Origin of the sequence: Rhizobium sp. NLR10b (assembly GCF_019685435.1) — a bacterium.
Taxonomy (GTDB): domain Bacteria; phylum Pseudomonadota; class Alphaproteobacteria; order Rhizobiales; family Rhizobiaceae; genus Rhizobium.
Window position 1 is genome coordinate 32,882 of record NZ_JABDWV010000009.1, and the last position, 15,585, is coordinate 48,466.

Genomic DNA, 15,585 nt, shown 5'->3' on the forward strand with positions numbered 1-15,585 from the left:
GGCACTCGGTCGGGCGCCTCCAACGGAGAACGACAATGCCCCTACTGGAATTGAAGGGAGTCTCGAAGGCGTTCGGCGCGCTCGTCGTCGCCGAGGATATCGGCTTCTCTGTCGAGCCTGGCGAGGCGCTCGGCGTCATCGGGCCGAACGGCGCCGGTAAATCGACGCTGTTCAACCTTATCAACGGCAATCTCTCCGTTGCCGGAGGATCGATCCGGTTCGACGGCCGCGATGTCACCCATGTGCCGCCGATGCAACGTTGCCTTGCCGGCATGGGCCGCACCTTCCAGATCCCGCAGCCTTTCGCGCGTCTGACGGCCTATGAAAACCTGCTGGTTGCCGGTGCTTTCGGTGCCAAGGCGAGGGAAAGCGACGTCTCGGCTTCGTGCGCGGACATCCTTGTCGAGACCGGCTTGATCGCCAAAGCCAATGTGCCTGCCGGATCGTTGACCCTGCTTGAACGCAAGCGGCTGGAATTGGCGCGTGCGCTCGCCACCCAGCCGAAGCTGTTGCTTCTCGACGAGATCGCCGGCGGACTGACGGAAGGCGAATGCCGCCAGCTCGTCGCGACGATCAAGCGGGTTCACCAGCGCGGCATCGCCATCATCTGGATCGAGCATGTGCTGCATGCTCTTACAGCTGTGGCCGAGCGCATCCTCGTGCTCAATTTCGGCCGGGTGATCGGCATCGGCAAGCCCGACGCGATCATGGCGTCGAGCGAGGTGCGCGAAATCTATCTCGGGATGGAGGTCTGACGATGAGCCTCATCGAAACTCGCGGCCTCACGGCCTCCTACGGCGATTTTCAGGCCGTGCTCGGCGTTGATCTCAGGCTCGAGGCCGGCGAGACCATCGCCATTATCGGCGCCAATGGTGCGGGGAAATCGACATTGATGCGCTCGATCGCCGGTGTCATCGCCAACAAGCCCGATATGGTCCTGCACCATGGCGAGCCGATCGGGGCAATGCTTGCATCCGATGTCGTGCGGCGCGGCATCGCGCTCGTGCCGGAGGGGCGGAAGCTGTTCCCGTCGCTGACGGTGGAGGAAAATCTGAAGATCGGCCGCTATGGCCGCCGCGTCGCCGGACCCTGGGCGCTCGACAGCATCTATTCGCTATTTCCCGTCCTGAAGGAGAGACGCCGCAATCCGGCGACGGCGCTCTCGGGCGGGCAACAGCAGATGGTCGCCATCGGCCGGGCGCTGATGTCCAATCCGGAGGTTCTTCTGTGCGACGAGCTGAGCCTCGGCCTCGCCCCCGTGGTCATCAAGGACATTTATGCCGCCTTTTCCCATATCCGCGCCGCGGGTGCGGCCACCGTCATCGTCGAGCAGGATATCGCCCAGGCGCTGAAGGTGGCCGATCGCATCTACTGCATGATGGAGGGCCGCATCACCCTGACAGGCCGCCCCGCAGAACTCGATCGCGCCGATATCCATGCGGCCTATTTTGGAACGGACACCCATGAACTGGCTTGATACGCTTCTGCAAGGTGTTCTGCTCGGGGGGCTCTATGCGCTGTTCGCGGCAGGTCTCAGCCTCGTCTTCGGCATCATGCGCCTGGTCAATCTCGCCCATGGCGATCTCATCGTCCTGGCGGCTTTCCTGATCCTGGTACTTGTCTCTTTGTTGGGGCTCAATCCCTTCCTGGCTGCGCTGATCGCCGCACCCTTGATGTTCGCCGTCGGTTGGCTGCTACAATATCACCTGCTGAACCGAACCCTTGGCAACGACATCCTGCCACCCTTGCTCGTCACCTTCGGCCTGTCGATCGTCATTCAGAACGGTCTGTTGGAGGGCTTCACGGCCGATAGCCGGCGGATCTCTGCGGGCGCCCTCGAAACGGCTTCACTGCAATTCGGGGGTGTCGGCGCCGGCCTGATGCCGCTCATTACCTTTGCCTCGGCAGTCCTCGTCATCGTCGGTCTCAACCGGCTCATCTACCGCACCGAGCTCGGCTGCGCCTTCCGAGCCACCTCGGACGATGTGGTGACGGCGAGCCTGATGGGCATTCGGCCGAATACGATCTTCGCCGTCGCGACCGGCCTTGCGATGATGATCGTGACGGTTGCTGCGCTTTATCTCGGTATGCGGGCGAACTTCGATCCGACGGCTGGGCCGGCGCGGCTGATCTACGCCTTCGAAGCCGTCATCATCGGTGGTCTCGGCTCGCTTTGGGGCACGCTTGCCGGCGGCGTCATCCTGGGAGTTGCCCAGACGGTCGGCGCTGCGGTCAATCCCGAATGGCAGATTCTTGCCGGGCATATCGCCTTCCTGCTCGTGCTGGTCTTCCGGCCGCGCGGTCTTTTCCCTCGCGCCGTGGATTGAGGGCGCCATGACTCCGGGTTTCGAAACAATGCCGACCGAAATTGCTGCACCGCCGGGCTGGCGGGTGGAAACGCGGACGCGGCTTTCGAGCATCTTCATCATCCTCTCGCTTGTCGCGGCGGCCGCGCTCGCCGCTGCACCCTTCGTGGTGTCGCGCGGCGTCGTGCAGGATCTGTTCTTCATCCTGACGATGCTGGCGCTGGCGCAGAGCTGGAACCTGCTTGCCGGTTATGCCGGACTGATCTCGGTCGGGCAGCAGCTCTTTGTCGGCTCCGGCGCCTATGCGCTGTTCGGCTTCGTCATTCTTGCCGGTGTCGATCCGATCCTTGCCATTCCGCTCGCCGGCCTCTTCGCAATGCTGATCGCAGCGCCGGCCGCATTCTTTTCCTTCCGGCTTTACGGCCCCTATTTTGCGATCGGCACCTGGGTCATCGCCGAAGTCGGGCGGTTGCTATTTGCCCAGTGGAGGATGCTCGGCGGCGGAACGGGAACTTCGCTGCCGCGCGAAGCCACCAAGGGTATGCTCGGTATTTCGGTGCTGCAGAACTGGTTCGGCATGCGCTCCGCGGCCGCGGCCGATGCACTCACCTATTGGCTGGCGCTGGCTCTCGTCGCGCTGACGATCGGCTTCATCTATCGGCTGCTGCGCAGCAAGCAGGGCCTTGGCCTTGCCGCCGTGCGCGACAATGAGACAGCGGCCCGTGCGCTCGGCGTCGATGCGCGGCGGCTGAAGATCGTTGTCTATCTGGCAACCGCTTCCGTGACCGGCATGGTCGGTGCGCTCATCTACCTGCAGAAGGCGCGCATATCGCCGGACGCCGCCTTCTCGCTCACCGACTGGACCGCCTATATCGTGTTCATTGTCGTCATCGGCGGCATCGGCACCATCGAAGGGCCGCTGGTCGGCGTGCTCGTCTTCTTCCTGCTGCAGAATGCCTTTTCGAGCTACGGCTCCTGGTATCTCCTTGCGCTCGGGGCGCTTGCTATCGTCACGATGCTGTTCGCGCCGCGGGGTCTCTGGGGTCTCATATCCAGCCGTACCGGTTGGGAACTCTTTCCGGTCCGTCGCCTGCTGAGAGGCGGATCCACGCTGCATGATGAAAAGGGAGGGCCAAATGGCTGACATCACCACCGACGTTCTGATCATCGGGACGGGACCCGCCGGCTCGGCGACCGCGGCGCTGCTTGCGACCTACGGCCTCGAGCCGATGGTGATCAACCGTTATCGCTGGCTGGCAAGCACGCCGCGCGCGCACATCACCAACCAGCGGACGATGGAGGTTCTGCGCGATCTCGGTCGCGACGTCGAGGAGGAGGCCTATCTCTTCGCGGTCGAACAGGATTTGATGGGGCAGAATGTCTTCTGCACGGCGGTTGCCGGCGAGGAAATCGGCCGCATGCAGAGCTGGGGCAACCACCCGCTGTCGCGTGCCGAGCACCTTCTTTCATCGCCCGCCCACATGAACGACCTGCCGCAGACTTACATGGAGCCGCTGCTGTTCAAGACAGCCTGCTCGCGCGGCGCCCAGGCCCGCATGTCGACCGAGTATGTGAGCCATGTTCAGGATGCCGAAGGGGTCACGACCACCTGTCTCGACCGCTTGACCGGCAGGGAGCTGGTTATCCGCTCGAAATTCCTGATCGGCGCCGATGGCGGCAACTCCAAGGTGGCGGAGCATGCCAATCTGACCTTCGAAGGCAAGATGGGTGTTGCCGGCTCGATGAACATTCTGTTCGAGGCTGATCTCTCGCGCTATGTCGCCCATCGCCCGTCGGTGCTTTACTGGGTGCTGCAGCCCGGCGCCGATGTCGGCGGCATCGGCATGGGCCTTGTGCGCATGGTGCGGCCATGGAACGAATGGCTGATCGTCTGGGGCTACGACATCAATCAGCCCGCGCCTCAGGTCGACGATGCTTTCGCCACCAAGGTCGTGCGCGAACTGGTCGGCGTTGCCGATCTCAAGCCGAAGATCAAATCCGTCTCGACCTGGACTGTGAACAACATGTACGCGACGAGCGTGTCGAACGGTCGGGTGTTCTGCATGGGTGATGCCGTCCATCGCCATCCGCCTTCGAACGGCCTCGGCTCCAACACCTCGATCCAGGATGGCTTCAACCTCGCCTGGAAGCTCGCATTGGTCCTTAAGGGTCAGGCGGGCATGGCCCTGCTCGAGAGCTACCAGGCCGAACGTGCGCCAGTCGCCAAGCAGATCGTTACCCGCGCCAACAAGTCGATCGAGGAATTCGGCCCGATCTTCAAGTCGCTGGGTCTGCTCGATTCCGTCGATCCGGTGAAAATGCAGCAGAACATGGATGCGCGCTGCGATGATACCGCCGATGCCGAACGCCAGCGCACGGCAATCCGCGAGGCGATCGCCTATAAGGTCTACGAGTTCGACGCGCATGGCGTGGAGATGAACCATCGCTACGCTTCGAATGCCGTCATCAAGGACGGGCAGCCGGAGCCAGCCTACGAGAAGGATGCCGAGCTGCATTTCCAACCGACGACGTGGCCGGGCGCGCGGCTGCCGCATGCCTGGCTGTTCAACGACAGCGGCAGGAAAGTTTCGAGCCTCGATCTCACCGGTCATGGCGTCTTCACCCTGTTGACCGGTATCGGTGGCGACGGCTGGATTGCGGCGGCGAGGGCTTTGTCGAAGGAGTTCGGCCTGCCGATCACGGCTCATAAGATCGGCCCGAGGCAGGAATGGCAGGACCTGACGGGAGACTGGGCGCGCGCCCGCGAAATCCGCGATGCCGGCGTTCTGCTCGTGCGTCCGGACCATCATGTCGGCTGGCGTTCGCATGCCGCAGTCGCCGATCCGGAAAACGAGCTGCGTCGTGTATTGAGAGCAATTCTGGATCGGTGAGGCGACGATGAGCATCGAAGAAAAAGGCTATTTCACTGAGGAAAACTCTGTCGAGGTCGTCACCGGCCGCAACACCAATGCACGCGATGCGCGGCTGAAGCAGGTGATGGAGGTGGTGACCCGCAAGCTGCATGAGGCGGTGAAAGAGCTGGAGCCGACCCAGGACGAATGGATGGAAGCGATCCTCTTTCTCACCCGCACCGGTCACACCTGCACCGACTGGCGGCAGGAATTCATTCTGCTGTCGGACGTGCTCGGCGTATCGATGTTGGTCGACGCAATCAACAACCGTAAACCATCGGGCGCGTCCGAAAGCACGGTTCTCGGCCCCTTCCATGTCGCGGATGCGCCGGAACTGCCGATGGGCGCCAATATCTGCCTCGACCAAAAGGGTGAGGACATGGTGATCAGCGGCCGAATCCTCGATACTGAAGGCCGCCCGATCGAAAATGCGGTGCTCGACGTCTGGCAGGCGAACGACGAAGGGTTCTATGACGTCCAGCAGAAGGGAATCCAGCCCGATTTCAATTTGCGCGGTGTATTCCGCACCGGCAAGGACGGGCTCTATTGGTTCCGCGCGGTGAAGCCGAAATACTATCCGATCCCAAACGATGGTCCCGTTGGGCAACTGCTCGGTGCGCTCGGCCGTCACCCCTACCGACCTGCCCATCTGCACTATATTATCAAGGCGGACGGGTTTGAGACGCTGACGACCCATATTTTCGATCCCGACGATCGCTACATCCATTCCGATGCGGTCTTCGGCGTCAAGGAGAGTTTGCTGGCCGAATTCAAGCTGATGGACGATCCCACAAGGGCAAAGGAGCTCGGTTTCGCAGGATCATTCTGGCAGGTCGAGCACGATTTCGTGCTGGCGCCGGAACGAAAGCGAAAATAGTCCAGCCTCCGAGCTTTCGCGGCGCTGCAGGCGCAGACGAGCTCCCGGCAATGTTTGGAGCGGTTGAACCGCTTCGGCCACCTGCGCGCAATCTGGCATTGGGATCTTTGGCAATTGGTCGGCGCCATTCTGGTCGCCGGCACCGATCCAACGGTTGACGCTCAATCACGCTTTGCCGCATCCCTCCAGGCGCGCTCGAACGGTAGGCGCCAGGCGTGCGGGGCAATGAGTTGGTGGATCGACTTCGGCCCCCAGCCGCCCTGGTCGTAGAGGCGTACGGGCGGCGGGTTATCGAGGAGAGATTGGGAAACCTCCCAGAGCCGCTCAATACCCTCGGCCGTAGTGAACAGCGTGTGGTCGCCGCGCATGGCGTCGAGGATCAGACGCTCATAGGCCTCCAGAACTTCGCCAATCAGGCCGGTTTCGCTCATGGCAAATTGCAGCGAGAGCTTGTCGAGCCGGAAGCCCGGTCCAGGGCGCTTGCCATAGAAGGACAGCGAGACCTTGGAGGCATCAGCAAGGTCGAAGGTAAGGTGGTCAGGGCCCTGTGCCCCCACGCCAGAGCCCGGAGGGAACATCGATTTCGGGGGCTCGCGGAATGCGATCGAAATAATGCGCTGCCCCTCTGCCATGCGCTTGCCGGTACGCAGGTAGAAGGGCACGCCAGCCCAGCGCCAGTTGTCGATGGCGCATTTCAGGGCGATGAAGGTGTCCGTGTCGCTTTCGGGATCGACGCCAGGCTCCTTACGGTAGCCGATGTATTGACCGCGCACCACGTCGCGCGGCTCAATCGGCAACATGGAGCGGAACACCTTGTTCTTCTCTTCCGAGATTGGCGCAGGCTCAAGGGCAGTGGGCGGCTCCATCGCCATGAAGGCGAGGATTTGGAAGAGGTGGGTCACCACCATGTCACGATAGGCGCCGGTGGTCTCGTAAAAGGCGGCGCGGGTGGAAAGGCCGAGCGTCTCCGGAACGTCGATCTGGACATGGTCGATGAAGTTGCGGTTCCAGATTGGTTCGAACAGGCCATTGGCAAATCGGAAGGCCAGGATGTTTTGCGCCGGCTCCTTGCCGAGGAAATGGTCAATGCGGAATATCTGCTTCTCGTCGAACACCTCGTGCAGCTTGTTGTTCAGTTCAACGGCACTGGCAAGGTCCGTGCCGAAGGGCTTTTCCATGATGATACGGGAGCGTTCAGTCAGCTCGGCCTGGGCGAGAAGTTGCACGGCCGGAAGGGCGGCGCTTGGTGGCACGGATAAATAATGCACGCGCCGCGTCTCGGCGCCCAGTGCTTTCTCGGCTCTATCGACCGCTTCCTTGAGAGCATTGGCGCCGGCAGCGAGCGGAACATAGTCGAGCGATGCGGCAAATGCTTCCCATTCGGACGGCGAGAACTTGCGAGTCAAGAATTTGTCCAGTGAGTCACGGGCGATGGTGCGGAAGGCATCGGCATCGATGTCGTCGAGCGAGACGCCGATAATGCGACATCCTGGGATGAAGCCCGCATTGGTGAGGTGGAACAGCCCGGTCAGTAGTTTGCGCCTTGAGAGATCGCCCGTCGCGCCGACGAGCACAACGACCTGTGGGTAGCCGGGGCCAACCCGAGTTGAATTCTTGCGCGCAACACTCATCCTCAAGCCTTCCGTTGTCGCTTGGGGATGGAGGTCGACCCCAGTTCCGCGCTGCCGCGAAGCGGCTATCTTCGTGCGTGATGCCATGACGTTGAAGCTCACCCCTCTAAGGTTAAATAGAGGCATGGATCGTGTAGCGGAGCAAGGGGGCGGCGATACCCTCTCGAAGTGCCTCGTCTTAGCGAGGTCCGTCGTTCCTTGTCGACTTTATTGATAACAATGTCCTGGCTCCATAGTCAGTAAGATGACCCAGCTCAGAGGCGCAGGGCGGTTATTGACAGCAAAACCAAAGCTGACAGCAGTCGTCGCTTCGATACAGTTGCCTTTGAATGCCGTTTGTCAAAGACCGAGTTTTGTAGTCGCTGACAATTCGAGAACAGCTCCTACGTCTATAGGTCAAAGCGTTGTGAGACTGAACACCTCTGGCGCCTTGCCGCGGTTCAGGGCATCCTATGACGGCTGAGAATTGTGTTTATGGCAGTTGGAGGAATGCCGATGCGCTGCTTTACCGTGCTTGGACCCTCGCAGACGGGAAAATCAACAGTCGTGGAAAGGCTCGGCTCGCTGGAGGGAACGCCGAGAAAATCCAGCTCCCCTTATGGACTGAACCTCACAGAATTCACCTTTGGAAACGAGGCTTGGTGCGCGCTTGATGCGCCAGGACCGAACGAAGCCCTGGCGCATGTGCAGCACGCGCTTCTTGCCAGCGACGCCTGCATCCTGTGCGTTTCATCGGCACCCGAGGAGGCTGTGCTCGCCGCGCCCTATTTGCGGATTATCGAAGCCTCGGGGACGCCGTGCATCCTCTTCGTCAACCGGATGGACGAACCGAGAGGGCGGCTGAGGGATGTGATCGCCGCGCTTCAAGACTACGCCAACCACACGCTTTTGCTTCGCCAGATCCCGATCCGCGAGGGAGACAGGGTCATCGGCAGTTGCGATCTGATTTCGGAACGGGCGTGGCGCTACCGCGAAGGCCAGACTTCGGCGCTGATCGCAATCCCCGAAAGCGCTGCCGAGCGCGAGCACGAAGCGCGCAGCGAGCTGCTGGAACACCTGTCCGAATTCGATGACTGGCTTCTCGAAGAACTGGTCGAAGATCGCGAGCCGCCCAGCGACGCCCTCTATGCCATTTCATCGCGGGTTCTGAGCGAAAACAGGGTCATTCCGGTCCTGATCGGTGCCGCAAGCCACGGCAACGGCATGATGCGGCTGATGAAGGCGCTGCGCCACGAGGCGCCGCCGGTCACGATTCTCAGACAGCGCCTGGCGCGTGCGGTCAATGTCGATGAAAACAAGCTGACCGCCGTGAGCTTCCATGCCTATCATCGTCAGAATATCGGCAAGACGGTGCTGGTGCGTGCGTTTGGCGAGGGACTGCGGCAAGGCGCATCACTGGGCGGCTCCAGCCTCGGCGCCGTGCAGGATCCTGCAAACGGACGGTCCAGCTCGGCGATCACGCCTGCACCGGGAGATGTCTTCGCGACGGTCAAGTCCGACCACTTGCCCGTCCCGTCGCTGTTGACATCAGACGCGACGGTCGCCCCGCCCGAATGGACCGAGCCACCGACGCCGATGCTTGAAAGGATCCTGGTCCCGGGCAGCGACCGCGATGAAAACAAGCTCTCCGAAACGCTGGCAAAACTTTCCGAGACGGATCGCGGTCTTGTCGTTTTGCAGGAGGAAGGCACGGGCGCCCAGCTCGTCCGCGCCCAGGGACCGGTCCATCTGCGGGATCTCTGCCGAACCCTGTCCGAGGTCTTCCACATCGAGGTAACCGATCGAACGCCCAGTCCGATCTACCGCGAGACGATCGCCAAGCCCTCCGAGGTTCACTACCGGCATCGCAAACAGACCGGCGGCGCCGGACAATTCGCGGATGTGAAGCTCAGCATCCGCCCCAACGAGCGCGGCCGGGGTTTCACCTTCAGCGAAACCGTCAAGGGTGGGGTCGTTCCGCGCAACTACATCCCTGCCGTCGAAGCCGGCGCGCGCGAAGCGATGGAGAAAGGGCCGCTCGGCTTCCAGGTCATCGATGTCGGCGTAACGCTGTTCGATGGTCAGCACCATACCGTCGACAGTTCGGAACACGCCTTCAGGACTGCGTCGAGAATGGGAGTGCGACAGGCGCTATCGGAAGGGTCGGCGGTTTTGATGCAACCGGTGTTCCGCAGCGAAATTCACATTCCGTCGATCTATTCCGGCAGCCTCGTCCAGATCGTCTCCGCCCTCAAGGGTCAGGTTCTCGGCTTCGACCGGGATGAAACCGCCAAGGGATGGGACATCTTCCGGGCGCTTGTTCCGGGCAGTGCACTTGACGATCTGGCCCGGGCGCTGCGCTCGGCGACGCAGGGCATTGGTTACTTTTCCAAGACCTTCGATCACTTCGAGGAGCTATACGGCAAGGAAGCGGACGCCATCGTGAGGGCACACGAGGAACCAGGCGCCGCACACTGAAACCTTGGCGCCACTTCATGCTCGTTCGCAGAACGGGCTCATGTCGTTGCGTTAACCGGGTTGTTCCTCACTTTGTGTGGAGGGTGGTAGCATTCGGCCCTCGGCACCTGCCCGACCATACATTGCGCGCTTGAAGGGCTTGAGGCGGTCGATCTGGCCCTCGGCCTGTCCGTTGCTCCCAGGGCAGCTCGATGGCGTTGCTGACGGCATCGATGTCGCCTCGACTGATTGATTTCCGGGGAGCAGGGACTTGTTTCTTCAGGATCGCTGGCCTCGGCTGCTCAGACCATTGTTTCCAGTTTCATCCAGCCGTGTCCCCCCTGAAGTTCCGAAAATATCCCTTGCATTCGGAACCAAATGGTTCCATATAGCCCGCATGGCCAAACGCACTCAGACATCCCCCTCCGTTGGTCGCCCTCGCGAATTTGAACTCGATGATGCAGTTCGCAAGGCGATGGGCGTATTCTGGGAACGTGGATATCACGATGCGTCTCTTCCCGACCTGCTCGAAGGCATGGATCTGTCCAGAGGCAGTTTCTATAAAGCTTTTGTAGACAAGCGGGGCGTCTATCTCAGTGCTCTTGACGTCTATATCGAGGATGCCGTTCGCACGGTGGGCGAAACGCTGCATTCCAACCCATCGCCAAAAGGCGCAATTCGCGCAGCATTTTCGCAGCAGGTTCACTTTTCTTCCGGCAAAGAGGGATTGCGCGGATGTTTTGTTGTCTTGGCAGCTGTCGAGATGCTTCCAGCAGATGAAGAAGTTTCAGCTCGAATTTCCCGCCTGTTTCGACGACTGCAGGACCTTTATGCAGCCACGATTATCAGGGCTCAAGCTGCAGGCGAAATTGATCCCGCGTTGGACGAGCGGACACTTGCGAGGTTCCTCGTCTGCCAGATCCAGGGCATGCGGGTCCTGGGCAAGGTAGGAGCGGATCGCGAGGAGACGAGGGCCATGATCGACTTTGCCTTAAAGGCGCTTGACTGACTTCAATTTGGAACTGAATGGTTCCTAAATACTGTCGTTGCGACCGCTTTTCGGCGGACGTTTACGGACTTCAAGGAGATAAATGTGGAACGTTCCTGCAACCCCGAAGACAAGCTCGATCCGCGCAGATGGGTCGCGCTGGTCATCCTGTTGGCCGGGGCTTTTTTGCCGCCACTCGATTTCTTCATCGTCAACGTGGCGCTGCCCTCGATCCGGGACGACTTCCGGGCTTCTGCATCGACAATGCAGCTGATTATCTCAGGCTACGCCACCACCTATGCGGTCATGCTGATCACCGGTGGCAGGCTTGGAGATCTCTATGGTCGCCGGAATGTCTTTCTCTCTGGAATGGTAGCGTTTGCCGCCGCATCCGCCTTATGCGGATTTGCCTGGTCTCCATCGGTGCTGATCGTCGGCCGGGTCCTTCAAGGCTTTGCTGCGGCAATCATGGCACCGCAGGCTCTGGCGTCAATAAATGCAATTTTCCCAGACCACGAAAAATCAAAGGCGCTCAGCTTTTACGCCCTGACATTCGGTGTCGCATCGATGGCTGGTCTGTTTCTCGGTGGAGCGCTGATTGCACTGAATATCTTCGGTCTTGGATGGAGGGCCATCTTTCTGATCAACCTTCCGGTGATCGCGATCGCCGCGCCCTCCGCCTCTATCATGTTGCGCGAAACCCGATCGGAGCACCCAAGCAAACTGGATCTGGGCGGTGCATTGCTGATTGCGCTGGCGCTTTTTGCACTGATCGCGCCGCTGATCGAGGGCCGGGAGCAGGGGTGGCCGATCTGGTTGCTTCTGATGCTTGCCGTTTCCCCGCTGCTTTTTCTGCTATTCTGGCGCCATGAGCGAAACCTGGAGGCGGCGGGAGGAGATCCCATCCTTGCACCGAGCCTGCTTGAAGTTCCGGGATTGAAGCGCGGGCTGATAGCTGCCCTATTTTTCTATTCGCTCGCAGCATTCTGGCTGGTATTCTCGGTATACGAGCAGAGCGGCCTTGGTCGCACACCTTTCGAGGCCGGGCTGGCGATCCTTCCCGCAGCAGTCGGTTTTGTCCTTGGCCCTTTCGCAAGCGAGCGCATCCTCATCGTCTTCGGAAGATATTCCGCTGCCGTTGGCATGGGGCTGCAAGCTGGCGGCTTGTTTGCAACAGCGGCCCTGATCTCAAGTGATCATGCGCAATTCCTCTTTCCTGCGCTCTTTCTCATCGGGATCGGGCAGGGGATCGCGCTTCCAAACCTTTTGAAAAGTGTCGTGCAACGGGTCGGCAGAACAGAGTCCGGATTGGCCTCCGGCCTCGTCAACTCGATGCTTCAGATTGGCGGTGCATTCGCGGCGGCAGTCGTCGGCGGGTTGTTCTTCTCGATTTTGGGGTCTGCAACGGACGTCGATTCCATCGGCCGGGCGTACAGCGTCGCAGCAATCGCGATAGCAATCTGTCTTCTCGTCGCCGGATGGTTTTCCGCCGGCCTTTCATCGAACAAAGCGGTCCGGCGATGAACACGAATATTGCTGGGTTTAATCATTGGCTCGTCCGCTGACGGCGTGACCATTCATACAGTCTCGGTCGGTCACCGGCAGACCATCATTTCTCTACAAAGCGAAACGGAAACTTTGAGGTACCACGCCATGATTCATATTCATTCGCGCTGCAAAAATGGGAGACAATCAAGGAATATACACGCCTTGGAAATAGCGGCCTCTGTCGTTGGGTCTTCCTGACGACATGGTGTTGGTGCCGAGCTTGGCGGCAGGAGCGGGCCTGATTTCTGGTCAAGCGCCGGTTTGGCGGCAACAGACGAAACACGTGAATATGGAAAAAGCCTATGAAGACGATCGGCATACTTGGTGGAATGTCCGTGGCCTCGACCCAGATTTATTATCGTGAACTTTGCAGGCTTACGCGTGAGAGGCTCGGCGGACTGCATTCGCCGGAGCTTCTCATACGATCTGTTGACTTCGAAAAGATCGAAAAGCTACAGGCATCCTCCGATTGGGATGCGGCGGCAAATATCCTGAATGAAAAAGCCATTGCTCTGGAGCGCGGAGGTGCCGACCTCCTCATCATGGCGACGAATACCATGCACAAGGTGGCGGACAAGATCTTGGGCGGGGTGTCGATACCGTTCGTACACATCGCGGACGCAACTGCGACAGCTATCCTTGACAGCGGTTTTCGCAGGCCGGGGCTGATGGCGACCGCCTTCACGATGGAACAGAACTTCTATACCGATCGCCTGACCGCTCGAGGGCTGTCGCCAACAATTCCTGAGGCCGACGATCGAGCGGAAACCCATCGCATCATCTATGACGAGCTGTGCCGCGATGTTGTTCGCGAGGAAAGTCGCTCGACGTATGAACTGATTGCGCAGCGACTGATCGATCGAGGCTGCGACTGTCTTATCCTTGGGTGCACGGAGGTAGGGATGCTGCTGAACCAGGATAATGTGGGCGTCCGCGTCTTCGATACAACCCTGGTTCATTGCGAAGCCGCCCTTCGAGCTGCTTTGCAATGACGTGCCGCCCATTTTGACTATTCGACCGGCTTGCGAAAGAGTCCCGGGCAATGGTCAGACCTGTTCTCCAAGGTGCTGCTGGACCCACTTCACCTCTTCCGATGCGGTACGCCCGAAATGCCGTTTGAAATCGCGACTGAAATGCGCCGGGCTGACATAGCCAACTGAAGCTGCCACCTCCGCGATCGTCCCGCTCTGGCGGGCGATCAAAAGTCTCGCCTCATGCAGGCGCATCGCCTTCACGTATTGCATCGGACTTGAGCCTGTCAGGTTCTTGAAATGAACGTGGTAGGAAGGAACGCTCATGCCCACCTCTCTGGCCAGATCCGCGACGGCAACTTCGCCGGCGTAGTTCTGCCGCAGCCACGCCACGCTCTCAACCAGTTTTCCGGACGTCCCTTTTCGCTGTAGAGCCGCGATGACCGCGCCGCCTTGGGGGCCGACCATGACCCGGTACTGCAGTTCACGCAGGATGGAGTCTCCAAGCACGGCGACCTCGACCGGGCTGCCGAGAGCCCTCAGCAAGCGCAGCAGGACGTCTTCGATACCGCTATCCATTCTGCTCGAGAGGAGCCCTCTCGGCTTGGCGTCTGCGGGACCGGCAAGTTTTTCGACCTGCATGGCGATCTCAGCCGCCAACTGCATATCGAACTCCAGATAGACCGCTAGCAGTGGCCGCTGTGGACTGGCCTTGGACGTCATCCGGAATGGGACCGGCACCGAGACGGCAAGATAATGGTCCTCGTCGTAGAGGTAGACTTCCCCTTCGAGAATACCCTGCTTGCTCCCCTGCAATACGAACACGGCCCCAGGCTTGTAGAGGACTGGAATGTCGTTCAGCACCGCCTCGGTGCGCAGGATACGGACAGAACTGACCGCAGTTTGATTGTACCCGATACGCGGGGCAAGTTGTCCGGCCAGTGCGACGAGTCCTTCATGTGTGGAATGCCGTTTTGTGCCATTCATAGGATTTGACAACAATCTCAGAGAGTTCGCAATCGATCTACCTGTCCCTTGATATTATCTGGCACGTGCACGATTGATCAAGGAGTTTCGAAAATGTCGGGCAAGACCTTCTTCATTACAGGAGCGAATTCGGGCATCGGGCTGGCCATCGCCACTGCCGCCATCGAAGCCGGCCACACGGTCATCGGGACCGTCCGCTCCGAGGCCTCGCGTGAAGTGTTGTCAACCACGCTCCCCGCACTTCACCCGGTCCTTTGCGACGTCACCAATTTCGACCGCATCCCGGACGTGATTCAGCAAGCGGAGGAAGAACACGGCCCAGTCGATGTGCTGATCAACAATGCAGGATACGGGCACGAGGGCGTACTCGAGGAATCGCCGATCGATGAGATGCGCCGCCAGTTCGACGTGAACGTGTTTGGCGCCGTCGCGGTGGCCAAGGCTTTTCTTCCGAGGTTCCGTGAGCGCCGCCGCGGCTTTATCGTCAACGTCACGTCGATGGGCGGCATGATCACCATGCCCGGCATCGCTTACTATTGCGGCAGCAAGTTCGCGCTTCAGGGTATTTCCGAGGTCATGCGTTCGGAAATGGCGCCGTTCGGCATTCATGTGACAACCCTTTGCCCGGGCTCATTTCGGACAGATTGGGCGGGGCGTTCCATGATCCGCACAAAGAGGTCTATTGCGGATTACGACAGCCTGTTTGATCCGATCCGCGAGGCCCGACAGGCCGTGAGCGGCAAGCAGCTCGGTGATCCGCAAAAGCTGGCTGCTGCCGTTCTGAGACTCGTCGGTTCTGACAATCCTCCACCGCAACTTCTCCTTGGCAGCGATGCCCTCCGCCACGTCACAGCGCGGATCGATCGTTTGCAGGAGGAGATCGAAGCGTGGAAAGCCGTCACAGTTTCGACAGACGGATGACGGCAGAA

General features: G+C 60.2%; 13 protein-coding genes. 11 read left to right on the forward strand and 2 right to left on the reverse strand.

Translation table 11 applies throughout. From position 1 onward, the window contains the following. Nucleotides 1–35: 35 nt before the first annotated feature. From HJB91_RS16145 to HJB91_RS16170, 6 genes are read left to right on the forward strand one after another with little or no spacing between them, the layout of a single operon-like run. Complete coding sequence (locus HJB91_RS16145) at nt 36–755, forward strand: ABC transporter ATP-binding protein (RefSeq protein ID WP_221155392.1); 720 nt, start codon at nt 36–38, stop codon at nt 753–755. A gap of 2 nt (nt 756–757) precedes the next feature. Further along, nucleotides 758–1,477 (forward strand): ABC transporter ATP-binding protein, encoded by a 720-nt coding sequence (locus HJB91_RS16150; RefSeq protein ID WP_210628794.1) that lies wholly within the window; start codon nt 758–760, stop codon nt 1,475–1,477. Beyond that, nucleotides 1,464–2,327 (forward strand): branched-chain amino acid ABC transporter permease, encoded by an 864-nt coding sequence (locus tag HJB91_RS16155; protein WP_221155393.1) that lies wholly within the window; start codon nt 1,464–1,466, stop codon nt 2,325–2,327. The genes HJB91_RS16150 and HJB91_RS16155 overlap by 14 nt, the downstream gene beginning before the upstream one ends. Before the next feature lie 7 nt (nt 2,328–2,334). Further along, the gene (locus HJB91_RS16160; protein WP_221155394.1) at nt 2,335–3,450 is read left to right on the forward strand and encodes a branched-chain amino acid ABC transporter permease; all 1,116 of its coding nucleotides are present in this window, start codon (nt 2,335–2,337) and stop codon (nt 3,448–3,450) included. Next, nucleotides 3,443–5,197 (forward strand): FAD-dependent monooxygenase, encoded by a 1,755-nt coding sequence (locus HJB91_RS16165; RefSeq protein ID WP_221146778.1) that lies wholly within the window; start codon nt 3,443–3,445, stop codon nt 5,195–5,197. Before HJB91_RS16160 ends, HJB91_RS16165 begins: the two co-directional genes overlap by 8 nt. Before the next feature lie 7 nt (nt 5,198–5,204). Further along, entirely contained in the window at nt 5,205–6,095 is an 891-nt protein-coding gene (locus HJB91_RS16170) for an intradiol ring-cleavage dioxygenase (protein ID WP_221155395.1), read from the forward strand. Nucleotides 6,096–6,256: 161 nt separating this feature from the next. On the opposite strand, the gene zwf is transcribed toward HJB91_RS16170, so the two are convergent. After that, a complete protein-coding gene (zwf, locus tag HJB91_RS16175; RefSeq protein ID WP_210628789.1) occupies nt 6,257–7,726 on the reverse strand; it encodes a glucose-6-phosphate dehydrogenase in 1,470 nt (489 codons plus the stop codon). Nucleotides 7,727–8,221: 495 nt separating this feature from the next. Between zwf and HJB91_RS16180 the strand changes: the two genes are divergently transcribed. From HJB91_RS16180 to HJB91_RS16195, 4 genes are all read left to right on the forward strand, one after another. Next, nucleotides 8,222–10,183 (forward strand): elongation factor G, encoded by a 1,962-nt coding sequence (locus HJB91_RS16180; RefSeq protein WP_221155397.1) that lies wholly within the window; start codon nt 8,222–8,224, stop codon nt 10,181–10,183. A gap of 454 nt (nt 10,184–10,637) precedes the next feature. After that, nucleotides 10,638–11,171, forward strand: coding sequence for a TetR/AcrR family transcriptional regulator (locus HJB91_RS16185; RefSeq protein WP_221146884.1), 534 nt, complete (start codon nt 10,638–10,640; stop codon nt 11,169–11,171). An 84-nt stretch (nt 11,172–11,255) separates the two neighbouring features. Next, entirely contained in the window at nt 11,256–12,674 is a 1,419-nt protein-coding gene (locus HJB91_RS16190; RefSeq protein WP_221155407.1) for an MFS transporter, read from the forward strand. Between the two features lie 326 nt (nt 12,675–13,000). Then, the gene (locus tag HJB91_RS16195; protein WP_221155409.1) at nt 13,001–13,690 is read left to right on the forward strand and encodes an aspartate/glutamate racemase family protein; all 690 of its coding nucleotides are present in this window, start codon (nt 13,001–13,003) and stop codon (nt 13,688–13,690) included. A 54-nt stretch (nt 13,691–13,744) separates the two neighbouring features. Here HJB91_RS16195 and HJB91_RS16200 read toward each other — a convergent pair whose 3' ends face one another. Next, nucleotides 13,745–14,671: an AraC family transcriptional regulator gene (locus HJB91_RS16200; RefSeq protein WP_221155410.1), complete on the reverse strand. Its 927-nt coding sequence runs from the start codon at nt 14,669–14,671 to the stop codon at nt 13,745–13,747. Nucleotides 14,672–14,749: 78 nt separating this feature from the next. On the opposite strand from HJB91_RS16200, the gene HJB91_RS16205 reads away from it, so the two are divergent. After that, nucleotides 14,750–15,577, forward strand: coding sequence for an oxidoreductase (locus tag HJB91_RS16205; RefSeq protein ID WP_221155411.1), 828 nt, complete (start codon nt 14,750–14,752; stop codon nt 15,575–15,577). The last annotated feature ends 8 nt before the right edge of the window (nt 15,578–15,585 follow it).

Bases quoted from the DNA above. Each gene is read 5' to 3' on its own strand.
- HJB91_RS16165 (WP_221146778.1), top strand. From the start codon at position 3,443: ATGGCTGACATCACCACCGACGTTCTGATCATCGGGACGGGACCCGCC.
- HJB91_RS16170 (WP_221155395.1), top strand. From the start codon at position 5,205: ATGAGCATCGAAGAAAAAGGCTATTTCACTGAGGAAAACTCTGTCGAG.
- HJB91_RS16160 (WP_221155394.1), top strand. From the start codon at position 2,335: ATGACTCCGGGTTTCGAAACAATGCCGACCGAAATTGCTGCACCGCCG.
- HJB91_RS16180 (WP_221155397.1), top strand. From the start codon at position 8,222: ATGCGCTGCTTTACCGTGCTTGGACCCTCGCAGACGGGAAAATCAACA.
- HJB91_RS16185 (WP_221146884.1), top strand. From the start codon at position 10,638: ATGGGCGTATTCTGGGAACGTGGATATCACGATGCGTCTCTTCCCGAC.
- zwf (WP_210628789.1), bottom strand. From the start codon at position 7,726: ATGAGTGTTGCGCGCAAGAATTCAACTCGGGTTGGCCCCGGCTACCCA.
- HJB91_RS16150 (WP_210628794.1), top strand. From the start codon at position 758: ATGAGCCTCATCGAAACTCGCGGCCTCACGGCCTCCTACGGCGATTTT.
- HJB91_RS16195 (WP_221155409.1), top strand. From the start codon at position 13,001: ATGAAGACGATCGGCATACTTGGTGGAATGTCCGTGGCCTCGACCCAG.
- HJB91_RS16155 (WP_221155393.1), top strand. From the start codon at position 1,464: ATGAACTGGCTTGATACGCTTCTGCAAGGTGTTCTGCTCGGGGGGCTC.
- HJB91_RS16205 (WP_221155411.1), top strand. From the start codon at position 14,750: ATGTCGGGCAAGACCTTCTTCATTACAGGAGCGAATTCGGGCATCGGG.
- HJB91_RS16145 (WP_221155392.1), top strand. From the start codon at position 36: ATGCCCCTACTGGAATTGAAGGGAGTCTCGAAGGCGTTCGGCGCGCTC.